Genomic DNA, 19,179 nt, shown 5'->3' with positions numbered 1-19,179 from the left:
GGAGGGCGTTTGCCCTCCCCAGGTTTGATCAGGCGACTTCGGTCGCAAAGCGCTGAAACAGCGGTTTCAGGCGGGGGTGGCGGGCTGCCGGCGGCGGATGGATTTCAATGGCACGACCGGCCCTTGCCTCGCGTCGTAGCCATTCGCTGATGGTTTCGGCGCTGGTGTGATCCATGTAATGGAGGTCCTCGCCGACAATCTTGACCTTGCGGCCCTCGGGCAGCTGCTCGAGCGTGTTGAGCAGAATGGGAACATCCTTGCAGGTGGCTGCGCCGCCGAGCCGGACATGGATTTCCTCGTCTATCTCGGCGTGTCTGATCGCGAGTTTTCGCCTGAGGTAGGGCACGATCTCGATGATCGACAGCGCCAGGCCGAGCGCGACACCGACCAGCAGGTCCTGCAGGACGACCATGGCGACGGTCACCGCCCAGATGCCGACCGGCACCAATCCATGATGCTCGAACAGGTGTCTGACATGGCGCAGGCTGATCAACCGCCATCCGGTGACGAGCAGAACCGCGGCGAGGGCCGACAAGGGAACCAGGGTCAAGAGGCTTGGCGCCAGCGCCACCAGGCCCAATATCCAGATCCCGTGGAAGATGGCGGAGGCCCGCGTGCGTGCGCCGGCCTGAATGTTGGCCGAGGAACGGACGATGACGCCGGTGATCGGCAAGCCGCCGAGCAGGCCGCAGAGCCCGTTGCCGACGCCCTGGGCAAACAGCTCCTTGTTGAACCGGGTGCGCACGCCGTCATGCATCCGGTCGACGGCGGCGGCCGAGAGAAGGGTTTCGGCACTCGCGATGACGGCAATCATTACCGCCATGAGAATGACGCCGGGCTCCAGCAACCGGGCGAAATTTTCCGCGGTCGGCAGTGTGATGCTGTCCACGAGCGAGGCGGGCACCTCGACGCGGGCGATCGGCAATTGCAACGCGGCGGCAAGAACCGTCGCCGCTGCGACACCGACCAGCGCTCCCGGAACCAGCGCAAGCGATTTCGGACGGCACTTCTCCCAGCACACCATGGCAAGCAGGGATATGAGGCCGACCTTCAAAGCGGTTGCCTGGCTCGTCAGGCCAGTTCCCCAAAGACGGGCGAAACTGTCCTCCATCGCCGCGACGTTCTCCATCCCGCCTGCAGCGGGCTTGGCATCCATCAGCACATGAATCTGCCCCAATATGATCAGAATGCCGATGCCGGCGAGCATGCCGTGAACGACGGCCGGCGAGATCGCCCGGAACCAGGAGCCGACCCGCAGGAACCCGCCGGCGATCTGCAGGAAGCCGACGGCGATCAGGACGGGGGCGAGCATGGCGACGCCGTATTCCTCGACGAAGCCGAAGACGATGACGGCAAGTCCGGCGGCAGGTCCGGAGACCTGCAGCGGCGAGCCCGACAGGAAACCGACGACGATGCCGCCGATGATGCCGGAGATCAGGCCCATCGACGCCGGCACGCCGGAGGCGATGGCGATCCCGAGGCACAGGGGGATGGCGACGAGAAAGACGACCAGCGACGAGGCGAGGTCGCGCGAAAAGGTGGAGCTCACTGCTGTCATGGCGCTACTCCGCGGCAAGTGTTGCTGCGATTTGCGCCATGACATGCGGCCGATCGCGGCCGGTCACCGCAACCGGCAGCGGCTCTCCCTCCTGCGGCACCGTGAAGGTCGCTGTTGCCCCATCGTAAACCTGGACTTCCCCGGTCTCGATGTCGAAGAACCAGCCATGAAGGGTGATCTCGCTGGTGGCGAGTTTCGCGGCCACGGAAGGATGCGTCTTCAGGTGATCGAGCTGAACGACGACGTTTTCCATCGCCACGGCGCGCACGCGGTCACTCTCGGAAAGGTCATCCGGATAGGCCCGGCAGACGATCGAATAGGCGGCGTGGCTGTGGCGCAGCCAGGCCGCGACATTGGGCATCGGCTGGAGCAGCTCCGGATGGCACAGGCCCTTCATGGCGCCGCAATCCGAATGGCCGCAGACGACGATGTCGCTGACGCCGAGCGCCAGAATGGCATATTCGATGGCGGAGGAGACGCCGCCATTAAGCGTCGAGAAGGGCGGAACGATGTTGCCGGCATTGCGGCAGACGAAGAGATCGCCGGGACCGGCCTGCGTGATGGTTTCGGGCATCACCCGGCTGTCGGCGCAGGATATCATCAGAGCCTGTGGTTGCTGGCCTTCCCGCGCCAGCTTGCGATAAAGCGCCGACTGGTTGGGAAAAACCGCGCCGCGAAAACTGGAGATACCTTTCAGGAGATCACCCATGTTCGGATCCTCTTTCTGGCCGGACGTCGGACTGGGAGGAATGTCTCTCGTCCGGCGGGTTACAGAAGCGAGTTGTTCGCAGGTGCGAAAAGAACAGCAAAAAGTGTGCGGTGCAACCAGCCGCTGCGATATCGCGATCAACAACACGTGAGGAGGGTGCCGGGGTCCGACGAAGGCTGGCCATTCTTTCGGCTGGAACGCAAGGTCAGCAATGCGACCTCATCTCGGCCACAGCGGCGAGCTTGCCTTCGCCCGAAGCCGACGTTCCGGTGACCACTTGGAGTTCATAGCGGCGCCACAACCGGTCATTCCCGCAAGTTCTGTTTGCCTCACGCCCGACTCGCCCGAACGCTCAGCCAGCGATCATGGGGCCTTCCGACGTAGCGCCGTACCTCGCTGACAATCCAGCCGGCGTCTGTGAGTGCTGACCGCAGGGCAGGCTCGCGCCAGTACGTCTCGACGTAGCGCCGAGGTGCTGCAGCACTACCGTGTGTGGACACATCCTCGCCGTCGCCCTCCCTGACCGAGACGTGCAGTCGACCACCGGTCCGGGTCGCCTCGGCAAGCCGCCCAAGCACCGTGCCGAAATCCCCGCGCGCGACATGAATGAGGCAGGCACAGGCCCAGATCCCGTCGTACGGCATGCCGGGACGCTGCGGGTCGGCCAGGTCATCGGTCAGCGGGTCCAACAGGTCGGCCTCGAAGCCGCTTTCGCGAAGCAGTTCGACGAAACCCTTTGAAATGTCGGTGCGCCGGACGCTGATGCCCCGCTTCTCAAGCTCAAGTGCATCTCGCCCGCCACCGCTTCCGATCTCCAGCACCCTGCCCGAGCCGGGGAGCTCGGTCACGAACGCATCGATCTCGGTCGCGACCCATTCGGGCATCACCGCGGCCTCGGCAGCGTACTCCGCCGCGGCCGCATCATAGGACCGCACAGTCTCCCGGTCGGTGCTCATCCCAGCGCTCCTCCTCCAAGACAAGAGGCCATCAACCCGTTGCGCCCTTCACACTTCGGCAGTTGGTGACATCGCGGGCGATCTACTCCCCAGCTTTAGCAGAAATGCGATCAAATACACCACCGACCGACTGCCAATGCTGCTGGCGGCAATGCGCCGATTGCGGTCATTGCTTCAGGCGCAGGGGCCTGACTATATTGCTCTCGTGCCCGGCAGTGATGATCAGGCTATCGGCTACGGACCACCAAACTCCGGAGAAAAGCTCTGGGGCAGCGGCCCGCCGTCCTTCAGAACCTTCAGGCAAAAAAAGTGTAATGTCCAACGCCCCCGCTCAGAACCTCGGACTTGCAATGAGGGATGTGTTCGGACACCCGCTCACTCGAACAATTGCGACACCGACACTTGCCGGATGCGCCGTTCGTCCGAGGTGAAGCTTAGAAGCATCCGCTTGTCTCCAAGCACCCAGCGATCGTTTTTCAAACTACCACCGCTGCTCCATTCCGGCTCCCCGAACTTTGCTCGCGCCTGCTCCCGGGTCATGGTCATATCGAGATCGAAAGGCGTCCCATCGATCGGTCTTCCTGCTTCCTCCGGAAGAACGAAGAATGTACGCAGAACCAACTCCCCTTCCGCAAAGCGCGTCCCGTTCGGCAACTCGCTTCCGAGAGTAAAGAGCAGTTCAATCTGTTGACCGGGGACCTCGACGTTCGTTTCCTTCTCGCCGCGTGGCGGCCGCTTGAGCGGGAGCGTCGCACCCAGCGACTTCAAGTAGTCCACGACCGCTGCGTCGGTTTCCGACTTTCCCAGCAATGCCAGCGCGCCCTTGTAGATTGCCATGCAACAGCTCCAATGCTTACTTGCGACGATTGCCATGAAAATCGGTACCGGGACGCCGCGAAGACCCTGTCAATAATGAGCAACGACGATTGGGACAAGTCGGTCAAGAAGATGATCCGGAACAATTGAGAAGGCAGGTGAAAAAATGAATGCAGATCGACTGTTTACCCAAACTGAATTGCCCGGAAAACCGGCCGATCGGTTCATCCAGGACGGCGGACATTCATTATCGATCAGCTTGATTAAGCGGAATCGATTTCCTTGCAATCAACAGCTTCTGATCTGCGAGTATCAGTGAAATCCTCCTGATTGACCGGAATGCGCCAATTTCGGACGTCCTTGAAGCGTTTAAGTCGGTCTGCTCCCGAGCAAGGCGAAGATAGCGGCTGATCTCTGATCCGCCGCAAGCGGTCATTCCCAGCAGAACAAGTTGCGTGTAAATCAGATATCGAATCCTATCGCGGGATAGGCAGCATTTCGACTAGCGGACCGTAGTGGGGGGCTCGATTGCAGACGGACGACCTTCCCAACTACCGCTTCACTGCGAAGATCCCGAGGTATCGCGATACCCCGCAAAAGGTCGAGATGGCCTACGTCATCGAGGACCGGGGCCTCTCGGTGACGCGAGGGCGGTCCGTCAGCCTCGTCCCGTGGACGTCGCTTCGATTCCTGCACCTCCACTTCACGAGTGGGGTCGGCACTACTGGCTTTCCAGTCTACAGCGCGCGCCTAAGGACGCTCTTCGTGTCAAGGGAAATCTCCTCGCTCGATTGGCTCGGAGAAACGGGCGTCGATCGGTCCGCCGACTACGTTCGCTTCATGGAAGAACTGATTCCGTTTGCGGCCGCACGGAACCCACCGCTCCGCTTGCGATACGGTGGCGATCCCATGTTGGAAACGGCGATTCCGATGGTGCTGACCCTCTTCGTCGCCCCGCTCGTCCTCATCCTATTCTTCGTCGTGAAGTTGCCGCTCGGTGTTCTTGCAATCGCGTGGAAGAAGCCCCTTGCGAAGCTCGCGCCGTTGCTTTTCAGCACAGGGTTCGGCGTGGCGTTGAACGCGCTCCCCTGGTCCAGCGGGAAACCGTTCGAGGCACACGATCTGCCCGCGGCCGAACTTCCGATGAGATATCGGGAAGGTGCCGTCTACAAGAGCCATGTCGATCTTGACCAACGGTGACGCACTAGCCCTCCATCGTTACTCTCGGGAACCTGGCGCATCGCGGCTTGGCTGGCACACGCAACGTCGCCTTTTGCACGTTCAGACCTGAAGCTGACCGGCCGCTAACCACCCCATCGCAGACAAGAGTGAACCACTCCCGAATGCCCGCTTTGGGTCGACAGCAGACGAGTGGCTTCGGCTGGATTGCGCCAATTGCGGTCATGGCCGGCGGCGCTGTAGAGTTCGCGTCCATCAGCCAAACTTCCTCGCGCCCGTGCCGCAGGAGGGTTGCTCATTGTCGGCCATCGGGCGGGGTTTTGTCGTCCAGCCATCTCAGCCGGGAAATACCTGCAACATTCAGGAGAACGCATGACGAAGCATCGCATCTATTCGGTCAGCGTCGCGAGCGTCTATCCCCACTATGTCGCCAAGGCGGAGAAGAAGGGACGCACGAAGGCGGAAGTCGACGAAATCATCTGCTGGCTGACGGGCTATAGCCGGGAGGCCCTGGACGATCAGCTGGCGAGGAACACCAACTTCGAGGATTTCTTTGCGCAGGCACCTGAGATGAACCCCTCCCGATCGCAGATCACAGGCGTGATCTGCGGCGTCCGCGTGGAAGAAATCCAGGAAACGACCATGCGGGAAATCCGCTACCTGGACAAACTGATCGACGAACTCGCGAAGGGCAGGGCAATGGAGAAAATCCTGCGAAAATAGCCGGCGAGGAGACTGGCCGCATCTGGAGAGTTAGAGCCTTTCCGGGCGCGGTTGAATGGTTTGTGATGCTCATTTTCTCAAATCAAAACGGGTTGCGGGTCAGCTACGGTCAACGGCTCCGCGGCCGGCAGCAGGACGATCCTGTCGTCTGCCAGCGGCCGCTGCAGCCTGCTTGCCTCTTCCCACGGCGCAGTGAGCCAAGTTTCAATCTCATCCTGGTTGCCGAGGATAACCGGCATCGCCTTTTGATGGATCGGAGCCACGATGGCGTTGGGCTCCGTGGTGAGGAAGCCGAACAGGTCGGTCGTGATCAGTCCTTCCTTGATCTTCCGCACGCTCGTCCACTGCGGCACCCACAGCCCCGCGAAGAACATGACAGGTTCGTCCGGCGCGCCGAACCACGCATTCGGCGTCCTGCCACCATCTGGCTTGTTCGCGGGGTCAGGTTCGGCAAAGCGTGTGAACGGCACCACGCACCGGTACTCGACACCAAGCCAGCGCTTCCAATGCTTACTGCTGACGTTGCGGACGTTCGTCGTTCCACCATCCGGCTCCATTTTCAGCAGCTCGTCGAAGTCGACCGGCTTCCCCTTCTTGCGCAGCCCGTCAGCGCGTTTGGTCGCTGCATCCAATAGAGCCTTCGAAGAGCTTGGCAGTCCCCAGCGGACGTTAGCGAGTTCCCGGCCGGCGGGCGTGTTGCGAACAATCGGTGCCATTCTGTCGGGCCAGATCTCTTGCTGCGGCTCCATGTTGCCGGTGCTGTCGATCATCGCCCGCGTGATCGCTCGGATGGCCTGCTGGTTGCTCATCATCCGATATAAATTGCACACATCACCCTCCCTTGGCGTCCACACGCCTTTCCTGCTCACCTCGTCCGTATCGATGAATTGACCGTTCCAACGGTCCCTGAATTGCGTTGCAGCTTCGCGATTTCCGAAGCAGAAAACAAGATACTGATCCCATTCGACCGCAGCGAAATAGGACTTGGAAGACCGGTCTATAGCCAGTGCAGAGTTGATTATCTCGCTTCGCTGGCGGAAGTGGTGAGCATGTTCGCCGGAATTATAGTTGCCCCAAAAGATAATCACGTGATGGGGCAGGAGGGAGTTCAAGCGCCAGCGGGCGAGGGGATTATCTCTTCGGTCGGCCATCTTATAAGACCCCATCTTCCCATATCGGCTTTTTCACCGTGTTGATCCCGACCAGGCGGCGCACCTCGAGCCTGCCGTATTCCGAGCCCCAGAGTTGAATCACCTTGAGCGACACATAGTCTGCCCGATCGCAGCGCTGGCAACGGAACCGGCTTGGCAGTCGATCGAGGCTGATATTCTTGGTCAGCTTCAACAGATCCCGCGGGAAATAGCGGTAGGTGGTTCTGCAGAATTGGCAGGTGACTTCCAGCAGCTGGCCGGCCGCGTCCGCATCGCTCAGACTCCAGCCGCGCAACTTTTTGGAATAGTTCATTTCCGGCATTGTTCAGTCTCGGTCGTATCTCGGCCGCCACCCCCGCGTGATCCCTCGACCCATCGCGCCTTCTGTCAAGACCAGCTGCCAACGAAGATGGCGGATGTCATTCAGGAGGGTTCCGATCGCTGCTTGTGCATCGCCCTGGTGATAGGCGAGCACCTCCGCAATCTCATCATCAACCATGGCTTCGCCGATCGGCTGCTCGCGCATATCCGTGCTCCATACTCCAGTTTTCAGATTGGCGGCCGCCTCGCCGATGTTCCTATTATGTTCTCGGTCGCCCTGGAGTCAATAATCAATCTTGGTCAATTGCTTTTTAAGGTGTTGCTGATGAACTGCGGGCATGACAAAGCCGCCTCGCAAGCCTTCCCAGCCGCTGCTCGGTGATGCGGAGGCGCCGATCCGCAGCCGGCCGCGGAAGAAGCGTGATCCGGCCCAGCCTCAACTTACTCTCGATCCCATGCCGGAGCGCATCGATCCCTGCCTCGCTCTCCTCAAGCCGAAGCCGCCGAAAGGCAGGCAGTGGGCTTTCGAGGTGAAATGGGACGGCTATCGCTTGGCGGTGCACATCGAACCGTCTGGCGTGCGGATCGTGACGCGGGGTGGGCACGACTGGACGGCCCGATTTCCCGCGATCCTGGCGGCTGCAAAGCGCCTTCCTGTCGCGACGGCGATATTGGATGGCGAAGCCGTCGTGTTCGACGAGCAGGGCCGCTCCGACTTCGGCAGGCTTCAGCAATCGCTCGGCGGCCGCGGCGGGAATAGGTCATCCCGGGAAGCGGTCATGATGGCGTTCGACCTCCTCTATTTCGATCGTCATGATCTGATGGAGACAGAATTCACCGCGCGGCGCCATCTCCTCGAGGGGCTGGTGCCTGCCGGCGGCGAAGAAGCTATCCGGCTATCGGAGGAGATCGAGGCGGATGGAGATACGCTCCTGCGCATCGCCTGCGAGAGTGGTCTGGAAGGCATCATTGCCAAAGACCGCAACAGCACCTATCGCAGCGGCCGCCTCGGCGACTGGCTGAAAATCAAATGCATCCAGAGCGATGGTTTCGCGATCGTTGGCTATCAGATGTCCGGCGTGGCGTTCGGGAACATCGGCGCGCTTCTGCTGGCTGCTCGGAAGAGTGACGAGCTGGTTTACGTAGGATCGGTCGGAACGGGCTTTAAGGCAAACGAGGCGATGAAGCTTCGCGCGATGATGGACAAGATCAAGACGACCAAGCCGGCCGTCAAATATTCCGGTGGGCGCAGAACCTGATCTGGATCAAGCCGAAGTTGGTTGCCGAGATCGAATATCGAGGCTGGACGCATGACGGCAAGCTGCGCCACCCGTCCTATAAGGGACTGCGCGATGCTGCTGATAATGCGGCGGTTTATGAGTTGGAATAGTCACTGGAGAAACCTATCTTCCAAAAAAATTACTAAATGATTCATGCACCGTGATGACAGTTATTACTGTGCCAAATATAGAAACAACCAGACATACCAATAGTATAGCTATATTTTTCCATATACTTCTCTCTTTCCAGCCGCTTATGAGTTTCTCTGATAAAAAGATTGCCAGATCGGATAATGGACCCATTAAAACTCCTTGTTGAATTTAAGCAAAACGTTCTCCGGTCATTTCTCTTAACGAGAGCTATCGCCAAAATTGGAATTTTGGCCAATGATCCAAGGTAAAGTCAGAAAAGCATCCATCCCCTCGGCCAGCACAGGCGCGGCTTACAAACTCAGATTGCAGCTGTTGTGTTCGTTTACCGTTGCTAGGGTCACGCACCAATGTCAATGCCAGCCACAAGGCAGCGTGGAAGCGTGACGGGAAGCTACGGCACGCGGCCTATAAGGGGCTGCGCGACGTGCAGGACAATGCGGCAGTTTATGAGGTCACGTAGCCGTTCGCCGAGCTGGCAGAGGGACTGCATCGCCAGGCCTGAGTAAGTCAGTTTTGGTCAGCTCCTTATCCCAAACAGATCAGGCTTCCGCATGTCAATCTTTAGAAATTTGGTTATTCCGCGCCTTTCAAAATCCTCCGGAACGATCTCTTCACCCACGGCCTCAGAAGTACGGAATATGCCTTTTCTGCCGTCAAGCTGTAGTCCCCCGTCGTTCAATTGGAAGATCGTAGGCAATCCAATATCGGTCGCTCCGTCTTCATAGGACGAGATGACTTTTTCCACATATCGCTCGATCGGAGGGTCTTCCCGTAATTTAGTAACGAAAGGGAGCTGCCTCGTTGAGAAATTGCGTCTCGTATATAAAAAATGCCAGGGAACCGTGTCGTTTTCGATTTCGCTAAGCTTCTTGGGCGCTTTTGATTTGACAGTTTCAGCGTCCGCAATCAGGCAACCAGCCTCGAACGGTTCGCATTCTCCGTCTCCGCTTCCTTTCACCCAGTAAGACCGCTGGGGTTCGGTGGAATAAAAGCAGTATGCAGGGAAGAGACTATTCGCGTTTGCATCTTCAATGAGCAACTCTATCTGCGGCTTGGCGGCCCCTTTTCCCATCTGCTTCAGGTTTCCAATTCCACCGGCCTTATGAATTCTCTTGGCTTGTACGCGCATCTTCAGGGTGTAGGCTTTTCCAATCAAGTGCCATTCCCAGTCGGCTCCTGTGTTCTTGCTCTCCTGCGATTTCGAAAAAGTTAGCAGTGTTACTTTGTGCGGATGGCGCCGTCTGATCTCCAGCAAATTCGATTCGGTAATCGTCTCTTCTCCAAAACTGATCTTTACTCCAGGCGATTGAGAAAATTCCAGGTTCTGAGAGGTGGAGTGGCCAAGTTCTAGTAGTGTATGGAGTAAAGAAAACATGCTTTTTCCTATTATTAAGGAGGTAACACCGGCAGATCAATGTTCTTCTTCATCCACTCCCGCACGATATACCTGATGGTATCATTGCGCGTCTTGCCGATCTCGGCGGACAGATCCCGGAGCGCTTCTTCTATATCGTCGTCAAAGGCGATCGAGCCGGAGTTTCGCAAGAGCAGCGCGGCGCGGCGCCGCATGATCTGCAGATCTGCCCGGGAAATGTCGGCGATCCGATCGGCGGCGTCTTCAAGGAGGGCGGCGGTGTCGGGCATGGTCATGGGGTCTCGGCCGGCCGTAACCGTTATTCCGACGGGTTGGAGAAGCCGCGGTAGAAGCGTGTCGGCTTCAGCAGCGAACTGACGATGTTGGCGACGATCGGCCCATCCGCCTCGCTCTTCGCCTTCGCTTCCTGCCACTCCGGATCGGCGATGAACTCGGCCCATTTCTGCTCGCGCTCCGCCAGCGACCGCCATTCGATCAGGTAAGTCAGATCGTTGCTGGAAGAACCGACCATCGTCGTCCAGAAGCCGAGTGAGCGGATGCCGAGGCGTTCCCAAATCGCCAGCGTCGCGGTCTCGAAACGCTGTTGCAGCGCCGGCAGCCTCTCCGGCAGACATGTATAGATGCGCAATTCGTGGATCATCGGATGCTCCTCATGCCGGATGCCCTTTGGAGCGTCCTAACCGCTCTCGGAAATGAGCGGCAGCTTATAAAATTCTATAAGGTAATCAATAGTCCCGGCGGCGCCCTTCAGTAAGACGGGAAGCTCCGGCATGCGTCATTAAGGGGCTGCGCGAAGAACATGATAGTGCGGACGTTTTCTCATTTCAGTTTTAGGCGAGGGTATGCGACCGGTAGAGCTTCTATTTGCTCAGTCGGGATTGCATCCTCTATTTCCGTCAGCCAGGCTTCTAACTCTTCCAGGTTTGAGGCGCTAAAGAGCCTCGTGCCCCATCTCCCCGTCAAATCGACCGTGTCCGTTCTCAACAGCTCATGCATGCTGCGGTCCACTATCATGGCATCGAAGTAAGGCGCGTAAACGGAGATATGATTGACGTCGAAGAAGAAGCCACTCAGTCGGTCGATCGCTTTTTCCTTGTTCGCATATGCGCCTCGCCTCACTTGTTCCCGAAGTGCGGCATAGATCCGAGCGGATATCGACTGCGCTGGCATCGCTGCAAAATGCGACGAGTGTAAAAAACGTATCGCTGATTGGACACGCTCATCGACGGTTTCGCCCAACGCGCGGTGTCTTATTAGGCGTTCCACATATTGCGCGTTGATCGGGCCAGATAGTAGCACGTCGTAATCACCAGCGGCTAAGCGCTCTACAAACGTGTAGTAGGCATTTAGATAACCTCTTGCGGCGGACGCTAGCTCCAAGTCTATTTGTTCATCGACCGTTTCAGAGCCGTTTCGCCAGTTGTCAAACGTCTCCACAAGGCCTGATATCGATTCGATCTTGGCAGCTCGAATTTTTTCGACGTCGCCATAGTAACCTCCAACGTCAATTCGGTAATAGCCTTCCCAGTCATCAATCTCCCGTTCGAATGCAACCCATTTATCAATGGGGAAAATCGGATCTTGTTGAGTCAACCAAAGGTCAAGTGCTCTATCGAACTGATCTTGAATAACATTGTAGGTCGGCACCACCTCGTGGCCGCGCGCTGTTGCCTTGATGAAGTCCAGCAATTCTCTGTGGCGTCTCCACTGGTGTGTCTCATCCTCATGGATGTTGGAATAAGGTACTACCAGAGCCTGTTTCGCACAGAGTGATTTGATCCTTTCGGCGACAGTAAGAAAGCGGTCGTCTTCCCCTTTGAAGACCAGACTTAGAAAGCTCTGGTCCAGGTAGAGTTTCGATTTGCGGATCTGAGGAAGTGGTATTCTTTCGGTATGTCGGCATCGGCCGCATCCCAACAGGACACTTGAGCCGTAAACATCGACGTTCCCAAACGTCGTTGCTCCATGGCAATTAGGGCAATCTCTAAGGGGAAAAGACACAATAGCCATTCGCGCGGACCTGCGAAACGAGATCGAGAAATCAAGGGAGATCATATCCTCATATCGAGAGAGCGCGATAGATCTGCCGATCGCACTGGTTGAGGTGGAGATCGCCTGGACATCACCTCTTGCCGCTTGTTGACTGACCCGTAGTTGAGCAATAACTTATGGACCCCCGGTCGTTGGGCTTGTCCTCACATGACGGATCGATTTCTTCAGCGTCGTCTTGCTGCCATCGTCGTTGCCGATGTGGTGGGATATTCACGCCTGATGGAGGCTGATGAAGCCGCAACGCTTGATAACCTCAGGGACCTCCGTTCTGGCGTCATCGAGCCGGCTGTGATGCGCCATAACGGTCGCATCTTCAAGGTCATGGGCGACGGATTCCTGATCGAATTCGGAAGCGCAGTGGAAGCGGTCGCTGCAGCGTTGGAAATGCAACAGACCACCACTGCCATCGAGGCTTCCGGAGACCGGCGCCTGCTTTTGCGTATAGGCGTCAATCTGGGAGATGTCATCGACGATGGTTCAGACATCCTCGGCGACGGCGTCAATGTCGCGGCGCGCTTGGAGACGCAGGCCGCACCGGGAGGTATCTGCATTTCAGGCAGCGTTCACGGCGAGATCGTCGGCAAGATCGGCGACCGGTTCTTTGATGCAGGCGAACGCTACCTGAAGAACCTGACTCGCCCGGTTCACGTGTGGCATTGGCCGGATGCGCTGCAGAGCATATTGCCGCTGCCCGAATGTCCCTCGCTCGCTGTCCTGCCTTTCACGAATATGAGTGGGGATGAAGCGGACGCATCTTTCGTCGACGGCTTGACCGAAGACCTGATCACCGACCTTTCCCGTACGGCTGGCCTGTTCGTCATCGCGCGCAATTCCGTGTACGGCTACAAGGGCAAGCCGGTCGACGTACGGCTGGTCGCCCAGGAACTCGGCGTCCGCTACGTCCTGGAGGGGAGCGCCAGACGCGCAATGGGCCGTGTCCGCATCAATGCCCAATTGGTCGATGCGCTTGGAGGCCAGCATCTGTGGGCCGACCGGTTTGACAGGACGGTGGAAGATGTTTTCGAATTACAAGATGAAGTTAACGCCAAGATTGTTGAAGCCCTCGTCGGCCGGCTGACCATCCCGACGCCGCGCAATCGGCCGAAGAACTTCGAGGCGTACGATCTGTGTGTGCGCGCCCGCCTCCTGACGGAAGAGTCGCCGCAAACAGAGCGTGAGGCCTATATGCTGCTCCAACGCGCGGTCAAGCTCGATCCATCATATGCCGAGGCGCTCGGTCTGCTCGCCTATAACCGTTGGCTTGCCTGGACTCATTTCGGCGAGCCCGAAGATCCGAACCGCCGGATGGCGGTGACATCAGCGCAGAAGGCGGTAGACTTGGATCCCAACGATGCCGGCTGCCGTTACGTCCTGGGTACGATTTTGGCTTATGAGCGGCGATGGGAGGAATCGGATGCCGCCTTCGCCAAGGCCCTGGAGCTGGACCCCAACCACGCCGACACCTGGGCCGCCATGTCGGACATGTCCGTGCTGGACGGCAGGGTTGCCGACGGACTGGCGCAGATCGAAAAAGCCCTGCGGCTCAATCCCCATCCACCCTGCTGGTATCTTTGTCATCTTGGGCAGGCGCAATATGCCGCGCGCGACTATGAGGCGGCGACCGCTACGCTCCGCAGGAAAGAAACCTATCGTACCAACTCACGCAAATTCCTGGCTGCTGCGCTTGCGCAGTTGGGCCACAGCGAGGAGGCGCGGCGAGAAGCAGAATTGTTTCTGATCTCCCACCCTCATTTCACCATCGGCCATTGGCTCAGCTCCCAGCCGCTGCGCGATGCAGCTGTACAAGACCACTTCGTCGACGGCTTCCGAAAGGCCGGCCTGCCGGAGATGTGACAGCGGATGAGGCCAATCCCGACGCGTTCGAGGACTTGATAAACGGACATGCGCTGCGCGAGAACGGCGGTCTGGATCGCATGGATGGCGGCACTGCAGAGTTTCCTTGTGGGCCAATCTGTTTCGCCGGCGCAGCCGGGAAATTCCTCATGACCGACCATCCGCTAGGATTTCGTAGCCCAGCTATCGTAGGCGGAGATCGACGAAATCGGAGGCGGCGTTGTGACCAGAAGGTCACCTCGCCGCCTGTGATAGTTCAACCGGCGAGTTTCGCTTATGCCAGATGTCGACCGAAGAACTCGGCCATCCGGTCGAAGGGGATCTTGTCCATGCGGTCGTAAAGGTCGGTATGGGTTGCGTCCGGAATGATCATCAGTTCCTTCGGCTCGGCGGCGGCTGCGAAGGCGGTTTCACTGAAGTAGCGTGAGTGAGCCTTCTCGCCGTGGATGAACAGCACCGGACGCGGCGAGATCTCCGCGATGTAGGTCAGAATCGGCATGTTCATGAACGAGATCGGCGTGGTCTGCGACCAGGCGTTGCGCGAGTTGACAGCGCGCTTATGATAGCCGCGCGGCGTCGAATAGTAGTCGTGGTAATCGACCATGAACTGCGGTGCATCTGGACCGACTTCGGCGTTATACGCCGCCTGGTACGCGGGAGTACCCTTTTCCGCATCGACCCAACGCTGCCGGCTTAACTGCTCCAACGTCTGCGTGCGTTGCTCCAGGGTAACGCTGTCGTTGTAACCCTTGGACATGACGCGCGTCATGTCGTACATGGTGCTGGCGACGACTGCCTTGACGCGCTTGTCGACGGCAACGGCATTCAAAGCCATGCCGCCCCAGCCGCAGACGCCGATCACGCCGATGCGCTCACGATCGACTTCCGGCCGCAGGCCGATAAAGTCCACTGCGGCACTGAAGTCCTCGGTGTTGATGTCGGGCGAGGCGATGTTACGCGGTTCGCCGCCGCTCTCTCCGGTATATGATGGATCGAAGGCAAGAGTTGCAAATCCACGTTCTGCCATCGTCTGCGCATAAAGCCCGGACGACTGTTCCTTCACCGCGCCGAACGGCCCGCTGACGACGATGGCGGCGAGCCTACTGTTGTCCCGATCCTTGGGAAGGTAGAGATCTGCCGCCAGAGTGATGCCGTATCGGTTCTTGAACGAGACCTTCTGATGGTCGACCTTGTCGCTCTTGAGGAACGTCTTGTCCCAATCCGTGGTCTGAGCCAGGGCCCGGGTCGCGGCCGCCGCCGGGATCAGGCTCATGGCCGCGACGGCGACGCCGGTCGCCTTTATCAGACCACGCCTGCTCGAATTGAAGCCGTCCTGCGTCTCAATGTGCTTGCTCATTTGGAAGTCTCCTGTCTGGATGGGTTGAGTGTCACTGGATGCGCTCGATGCGCAGCGGGAATTCCCCAGGTACGTGAAGCGCTTCGAACCCGTCGTCGAAGCGACCGAGGCGGACGAGGCCCGGATGCTTGTAGTCGGCGTAGAACATCGCGAGATTTCCCCAGGGCATGTAATAGCAGAGGTCGTATGGCCGCTCGTCGGAGAAGGGTCCGTGTCCTTCGACTGTCAGCTTGCGCGGCAGGTATGCGATCTTCTCGTTCGATCCGAAGTCCTTGATCTCGAGGTCCAGGGGAAGCATCGAAGCGAGGTCGCGCGCCGACGGATTGTCGTAGAGCGTGGCCGTCATTGACATGCCCTTGAAGGTGAACCTGATCCTCACGTCGGTCGGCTCTTGGCTGGCCGGATCGCGGCCTTGCTGCCCGCGCGCCGCGAAGGGGAGAGCCGCGACCGCCAGAGCTCCACCCACGATCCTTCGCCGGGTCATAGCCAATGTGTTCGTCGTCATCGTTCGGGTCCCATCAAACCGGTTGCGCCGTGGGCCGGAACAGGATTTCGTTGATGTCGACATCGTCTGGCTCGTTCACCGCAAACGCGACCGCCCGGGCGAAGGCATCCGCGCCGACGGCGATCTGGCTGACGAACTCTCTCGTGTCCGCCTGGATGTCCTTTTCGCTGATATGCTCGAGAAGTTCGGTGCTGACCGCGCCGGGCGAAATGATGGTGGTCCGGATGTTGTACGGCTTCACCTCCTTGCGTAGCCCTTCGGAAAGCGCACGGACGGCGAACTTGGTCGCGCAATAGACCGCGGCACCTGGATCGACGACATGGCCGTAGACCGAGGAAACATTGATGATGTGGCCGGACTTCTGCGCCTTCATATGCGGCAGCGCGGCGGCGATGCCGTAGAGCACGCCTTTGACGTTGACGTCGATCATGCGGTCCCACTCCTCGACCTTGAGACGTTCGAGCGGGGCGAGCGGCATCAGACCGGCATTGTTGAGCATCACGTCGACGCGGCCGAATTCCTGGACTGCAGTATCGACGAGATTCCTGACCTGCTGCCTATCCGTCACATCTGTCTGGATCGCTTTGGCATTGTAGCCCTTCGACGTGAGTTCCCCGGCCAGCGCATCGATGCGGTCACGTCGCCGGGCACCGAGCACCACGGCAGCACCTCGCTCGGCGAGATGGCGTGCGGTGGCTTCGCCCAGCCCGCTGCTTGCCCCGGTGATGACGACGACTTTGTCTTCTATGCCTTGAGACATGATGTTCTCCTATTGCGCGATTTTTGAGAGGTCAGACGCGGCGGCCGGCGAGCGCTCCGAACGCGGCGGAACCCGCAAGAAGGAGGGCGGCCAGAAGGAAAGCGCTCCACCAGCCTGCACCGTCGAAAAGAACTCCGCCTGCGAATGCCCCGCCCGCAATGGCCAACTGGATCAGCGCGACCTGGATGCCGCCCGCCGCTTCCAGCTCACCTGGGACCAGCCTCGCCATCCAGGTGTTCCAGGCCACCGGGGTCGGGGTCGAGAAAAATCCCCAGAGCACGAGAAGGACCGCGGTGGCCCACGGTGAAGACCCAAAGCCGATCAGCAGGAGAGCGATCAGAGCGACCGTGCCCGGCAGGCCAATAAGCGCGGCGGCAAGGTGACGGCGTAGGACGAAACCGATCAGGGACGTTCCGGCCAATCCGCCGAGTCCGACACCCAGAAGCATCAGCGACAGTGTGTTGAGTTCCACCCCGGTGACACCCTCCAGAAACGGACGCAGATAGATCGAAAGCGCATTCATCCCCATGAAGACCAGACCCGTCGCCGCCATGCCGATCAGGAAGGCGCGGTTGCGCAAGAGGCGCAACATTCGGCCGACCGACACGGTTTCCGTCGCAGGCATCTTCGGCAGGACGGCAAATTGCCAAATCAGAGCGACGAGTCCGATCGGAACGGTGATCAGGAAAGTGCCGCGCCAGCCGATCAGCCCGCCGAGAAAGCTGCCGAGAGGGGCGGCAATGACGACCGCGAAAGCGGTGCCGCCCTGGAGCAGAGCGATGGCCTTGGGCAGGTCCGACTTCGAAGCCAGACGCGCGAGGATGGCCGTCGACAAGGACCAGAAGCCGCCGATCGCGACGCCGACAAGCGCCCGGCCCAGGAGGAAGACGGTGAAGTTGGGAGCGAGGGCAACGGCCAGACTGGAGAGGGCCAGCACCCCGGTATAGAGCAGGACGACTGCCTTCCTGTCCCATTTCGACAGAAAGCCGTTGCCGAAGAGGCTTGTGGTCACAGCGAAGACGCCCGAGATGGTGATGGCCAGCCCGGCCTGGCCTTCTGACACCGCCAGCTCTCTGGCGATCGGGGTCAGGAGGCTGACCGGCAGGAACTCCAGTCCGACCAGAAGAAAGGTCAGGAGCGACAGGCTGGTCACGGCCGCCCATGGTGTTTCTGCGATGTCTGCCAAGATCGCATCATTCGCTGTCAGCTCAATGGCCATGCCGGGCTCTCCTGTGCGGTTGCCGCAACAGATAGCCAAACGGATTTGGATGGAATAGGAGGTATAATCCGCATGTTGAGGTGAAGGAGATTCAACAATGCGACGTGACGAATTCACCGAGATGAGAGCATTCTTGGAAGTTGCCAAGGAGCGGAGCTTCACGCGCGCCGCTGCTAAGCTGGGCCTCTCGCGCTCAGCCCTCAGTCACACAGTCAGCGCGTTGGAGGAGCGGCTGGGAATCCGGCTTCTTTCCCGCACCACCCGGGACGTCGCGCCGACGGCGGCCGGCGAACGTCTCATGGAAAGTATCCAGCCCCATTTCGAAAGCATCACCGCCGGGATCAGCGCGATCAGCGCGCTGCGTGACAAGCCGTCCGGCGACATTAGGGTCGTCTGCCCGGACGACGCGGTCGAGCTGGTGTTCCGTCCCAGACTTTCGGCATTCCTACGGGACTTTCCCGACGTGACGGTGGAAATCATCGTTGACAACGGCTTCACCAACATCGTCGAGCGGCAGTTCGACGCTGGCGTCCGTCTTGGCGAGGCCGTCGCCCGCGACATGGTGGCGGTGCGCATAGGACCCGACGTGTCATATTCCGTCGTGGCCTCGCCCGACTATCTGGAGCGGCATGGGCCGCCGTCAATCCCGCAGGACCTGACAGGTCACAACTGCGTCAACCTTCGGCTTCCAACATCCGGGGGGCTTTATGCCTGGGAATTCGAGCGGGACGGCCGTGAGTTCAGCGTGCGGGTGGAGGGCCAGCTCACCTTGAGCAACATCGCTCCGGCGATTGACGCTGCATTGGACGGGATCGGTCTTGCCTACGTGCCCACGGACCTCGTCTCGCAGCATGTCGAGCGGGGGCGGTTGCGGCAGGTGCTTTCGGACTGGTGTCCGACGTTCCAGGGCTACCATCTCTATTATCCGAGCCGACGCAATCCGTCGCCGGCCTTCTCGGCGTTTGTTGATGCTTTCCGGCATAGACGGCGGAAATAGTGTTCGGCCCCACAGCCCAATGTGCGAAGGACAAGGCAAAGGTCACGGGACGCCTTGATGGAGTACGCACTCGCAAGGTGCGATCGCGATCACGCCCCGGCCTATTTGGAATCCTCGAACCCGCGCAACATTCCGTTCTACCGGCGCTACGGCTTCGAGCCGCTTGGCGCGATCCAGGTCGGCTCGTCGCCGACGCTTGTCCCGATGTTGCGGG

Annotated in this window: 19 protein-coding genes and 2 pseudogenes; 7 read left to right on the top strand and 14 right to left on the bottom strand. The window is 59.4% G+C overall.

Annotated elements, in window-relative coordinates:
- Positions 1–28: 28 nt before the first annotated feature.
- The 4 genes from CO671_RS25810 to CO671_RS25795 form a co-directional block, all read right to left on the bottom strand.
- On the bottom strand, positions 29–1,558 hold the full coding sequence (locus tag CO671_RS25810; protein ID WP_097608313.1) for a SulP family inorganic anion transporter: 1,530 nt from the start codon (positions 1,556–1,558) through the stop codon (positions 29–31).
- A 4-nt stretch (positions 1,559–1,562) separates the two neighbouring features.
- Positions 1,563–2,267 (bottom strand): carbonic anhydrase, encoded by a 705-nt coding sequence (locus CO671_RS25805; RefSeq protein WP_097608312.1) that lies wholly within the window; start codon positions 2,265–2,267, stop codon positions 1,563–1,565.
- Positions 2,268–2,596: 329 nt separating this feature from the next.
- Entirely contained in the window at positions 2,597–3,223 is a 627-nt protein-coding gene (locus CO671_RS25800) for a class I SAM-dependent methyltransferase (RefSeq protein WP_097608311.1), read from the bottom strand.
- Between the two features lie 375 nt (positions 3,224–3,598).
- Positions 3,599–4,060: a hypothetical protein gene (locus CO671_RS25795; protein WP_097608310.1), complete on the bottom strand. Its 462-nt coding sequence runs from the start codon at positions 4,058–4,060 to the stop codon at positions 3,599–3,601.
- Between the two features lie 507 nt (positions 4,061–4,567).
- Here CO671_RS25795 and CO671_RS25790 point away from each other — a divergent pair.
- On the top strand, positions 4,568–5,239 hold the full coding sequence (locus CO671_RS25790) for a hypothetical protein (protein ID WP_170965053.1): 672 nt from the start codon (positions 4,568–4,570) through the stop codon (positions 5,237–5,239).
- Positions 5,240–5,590: 351 nt separating this feature from the next.
- Positions 5,591–5,941 carry a DUF2200 domain-containing protein gene (locus CO671_RS25785; protein WP_097608309.1) on the top strand — a complete coding sequence of 117 codons (351 nt, stop codon included), beginning with the start codon at positions 5,591–5,593 and terminating at the stop codon, positions 5,939–5,941.
- 77 nt (positions 5,942–6,018) lie between these two features.
- Here the strand turns inward: CO671_RS25785 and CO671_RS25780 are convergent, their stop codons facing one another.
- Both CO671_RS25780 and CO671_RS25775 read right to left on the bottom strand, forming a co-directional pair.
- Positions 6,019–6,771 carry an SOS response-associated peptidase family protein gene (locus tag CO671_RS25780; RefSeq protein WP_097608344.1) on the bottom strand — a complete coding sequence of 251 codons (753 nt, stop codon included), beginning with the start codon at positions 6,769–6,771 and terminating at the stop codon, positions 6,019–6,021.
- Between the two features lie 322 nt (positions 6,772–7,093).
- Positions 7,094–7,414: a hypothetical protein gene (locus CO671_RS25775; protein ID WP_097608308.1), complete on the bottom strand. Its 321-nt coding sequence runs from the start codon at positions 7,412–7,414 to the stop codon at positions 7,094–7,096.
- Positions 7,415–7,501: 87 nt separating this feature from the next.
- On the opposite strand from CO671_RS25775, the gene CO671_RS33860 reads away from it, so the two are divergent.
- Together CO671_RS33860 and ligD are read left to right on the top strand one after the other, a co-directional pair.
- Positions 7,502–7,795 (top strand): hypothetical protein, encoded by a 294-nt coding sequence (locus CO671_RS33860; protein ID WP_170965052.1) that lies wholly within the window; start codon positions 7,502–7,504, stop codon positions 7,793–7,795.
- Positions 7,752–8,803 (top strand): annotated as a pseudogene (ligD, locus tag CO671_RS25765) (non-homologous end-joining DNA ligase). The gene CO671_RS33860 and the pseudogene ligD overlap by 44 nt, the downstream one beginning before the upstream one ends.
- Positions 8,804–9,363: 560 nt before the next feature.
- On the opposite strand, the gene CO671_RS25755 reads toward ligD, so the two are convergent.
- The 4 genes from CO671_RS25755 to CO671_RS25740 all read right to left on the bottom strand — a co-directional run bounded on the left by CO671_RS25755 (position 9,364) and on the right by CO671_RS25740 (position 11,910).
- Positions 9,364–10,221, bottom strand: coding sequence for a DUF6615 family protein (locus CO671_RS25755; RefSeq protein ID WP_097608306.1), 858 nt, complete (start codon positions 10,219–10,221; stop codon positions 9,364–9,366).
- Between the two features lie 14 nt (positions 10,222–10,235).
- Entirely contained in the window at positions 10,236–10,496 is a 261-nt protein-coding gene (locus tag CO671_RS25750; RefSeq protein WP_097608305.1) for a CopG family transcriptional regulator, read from the bottom strand.
- Positions 10,497–10,519: 23 nt separating this feature from the next.
- On the bottom strand, positions 10,520–10,861 hold the full coding sequence (locus CO671_RS25745; RefSeq protein WP_097608304.1) for an NIPSNAP family protein: 342 nt from the start codon (positions 10,859–10,861) through the stop codon (positions 10,520–10,522).
- A gap of 179 nt (positions 10,862–11,040) precedes the next feature.
- Positions 11,041–11,910 (bottom strand): hypothetical protein, encoded by an 870-nt coding sequence (locus CO671_RS25740; protein WP_141514493.1) that lies wholly within the window; start codon positions 11,908–11,910, stop codon positions 11,041–11,043.
- A gap of 510 nt (positions 11,911–12,420) precedes the next feature.
- On the opposite strand from CO671_RS25740, the gene CO671_RS25735 reads away from it, so the two are divergent.
- Positions 12,421–14,127, top strand: coding sequence for an adenylate/guanylate cyclase domain-containing protein (locus tag CO671_RS25735; protein WP_097608302.1), 1,707 nt, complete (start codon positions 12,421–12,423; stop codon positions 14,125–14,127).
- Between the two features lie 274 nt (positions 14,128–14,401).
- On the opposite strand, the gene CO671_RS25730 is transcribed toward CO671_RS25735, so the two are convergent.
- Genes CO671_RS25730 through CO671_RS25715 form a run of 4 tightly spaced genes read right to left on the bottom strand, consistent with a single transcriptional unit; the run spans position 14,402 to position 17,968 of the window.
- Positions 14,402–15,484 (bottom strand): alpha/beta hydrolase, encoded by a 1,083-nt coding sequence (locus CO671_RS25730; RefSeq protein WP_097608301.1) that lies wholly within the window; start codon positions 15,482–15,484, stop codon positions 14,402–14,404.
- 31 nt (positions 15,485–15,515) lie between these two features.
- The gene (locus tag CO671_RS25725; protein WP_097608300.1) at positions 15,516–15,989 is read right to left on the bottom strand and encodes a cyclophilin-like fold protein; all 474 of its coding nucleotides are present in this window, start codon (positions 15,987–15,989) and stop codon (positions 15,516–15,518) included.
- A 13-nt stretch (positions 15,990–16,002) separates the two neighbouring features.
- Positions 16,003–16,749, bottom strand: a complete 747-nt coding sequence (locus tag CO671_RS25720; RefSeq protein WP_097608299.1) for an SDR family oxidoreductase — start codon at positions 16,747–16,749, stop codon at positions 16,003–16,005.
- A gap of 31 nt (positions 16,750–16,780) precedes the next feature.
- On the bottom strand, positions 16,781–17,968 hold the full coding sequence (locus CO671_RS25715; protein WP_097608298.1) for an MFS transporter: 1,188 nt from the start codon (positions 17,966–17,968) through the stop codon (positions 16,781–16,783).
- Between the two features lie 97 nt (positions 17,969–18,065).
- On the opposite strand from CO671_RS25715, the gene CO671_RS25710 reads away from it, so the two are divergent.
- Together CO671_RS25710 and CO671_RS25705 are read left to right on the top strand one after the other, a co-directional pair.
- Entirely contained in the window at positions 18,066–18,965 is a 900-nt protein-coding gene (locus CO671_RS25710) for a LysR family transcriptional regulator (protein ID WP_097608297.1), read from the top strand.
- Between the two features lie 31 nt (positions 18,966–18,996).
- A pseudogene (locus CO671_RS25705) lies at positions 18,997–19,178 on the top strand (GNAT family N-acetyltransferase); the annotation flags it as partial.
- Position 19,179: the final 1 nt, after the last annotated feature.

It is taken from the genome of Rhizobium sp. M10 (assembly GCF_002531955.1).
Classification (GTDB): domain Bacteria; phylum Pseudomonadota; class Alphaproteobacteria; order Rhizobiales; family Rhizobiaceae; genus Rhizobium; species Rhizobium etli_C.
This window is presented reverse-complemented; position numbering and strand designations above follow the sequence as displayed.

Coding starts and splice junctions, on each gene's coding strand:
- CO671_RS25755 (WP_097608306.1), bottom strand. CDS start 10,221: ATGTTTTCTTTACTCCATACACTACTAGAACTTGGCCACTCCACCTCT.
- CO671_RS25730 (WP_097608301.1), bottom strand. CDS start 15,484: ATGAGCAAGCACATTGAGACGCAGGACGGCTTCAATTCGAGCAGGCGT.
- CO671_RS25795 (WP_097608310.1), bottom strand. CDS start 4,060: ATGGCAATCTACAAGGGCGCGCTGGCATTGCTGGGAAAGTCGGAAACC.
- CO671_RS25775 (WP_097608308.1), bottom strand. CDS start 7,414: ATGCCGGAAATGAACTATTCCAAAAAGTTGCGCGGCTGGAGTCTGAGC.
- CO671_RS25725 (WP_097608300.1), bottom strand. CDS start 15,989: ATGACGACGAACACATTGGCTATGACCCGGCGAAGGATCGTGGGTGGA.
- CO671_RS25720 (WP_097608299.1), bottom strand. CDS start 16,749: ATGTCTCAAGGCATAGAAGACAAAGTCGTCGTCATCACCGGGGCAAGC.
- CO671_RS25735 (WP_097608302.1), top strand. CDS start 12,421: ATGACGGATCGATTTCTTCAGCGTCGTCTTGCTGCCATCGTCGTTGCC.
- CO671_RS25810 (WP_097608313.1), bottom strand. CDS start 1,558: ATGACAGCAGTGAGCTCCACCTTTTCGCGCGACCTCGCCTCGTCGCTG.
- CO671_RS25800 (WP_097608311.1), bottom strand. CDS start 3,223: ATGAGCACCGACCGGGAGACTGTGCGGTCCTATGATGCGGCCGCGGCG.
- CO671_RS25785 (WP_097608309.1), top strand. CDS start 5,591: ATGACGAAGCATCGCATCTATTCGGTCAGCGTCGCGAGCGTCTATCCC.
- CO671_RS25710 (WP_097608297.1), top strand. CDS start 18,066: ATGCGACGTGACGAATTCACCGAGATGAGAGCATTCTTGGAAGTTGCC.
- CO671_RS25805 (WP_097608312.1), bottom strand. CDS start 2,267: ATGGGTGATCTCCTGAAAGGTATCTCCAGTTTTCGCGGCGCGGTTTTT.
- CO671_RS25715 (WP_097608298.1), bottom strand. CDS start 17,968: ATGGCCATTGAGCTGACAGCGAATGATGCGATCTTGGCAGACATCGCA.
- CO671_RS25750 (WP_097608305.1), bottom strand. CDS start 10,496: ATGACCATGCCCGACACCGCCGCCCTCCTTGAAGACGCCGCCGATCGG.
- CO671_RS33860 (WP_170965052.1), top strand. CDS start 7,502: ATGGCGGATGTCATTCAGGAGGGTTCCGATCGCTGCTTGTGCATCGCC.
- CO671_RS25745 (WP_097608304.1), bottom strand. CDS start 10,861: ATGATCCACGAATTGCGCATCTATACATGTCTGCCGGAGAGGCTGCCG.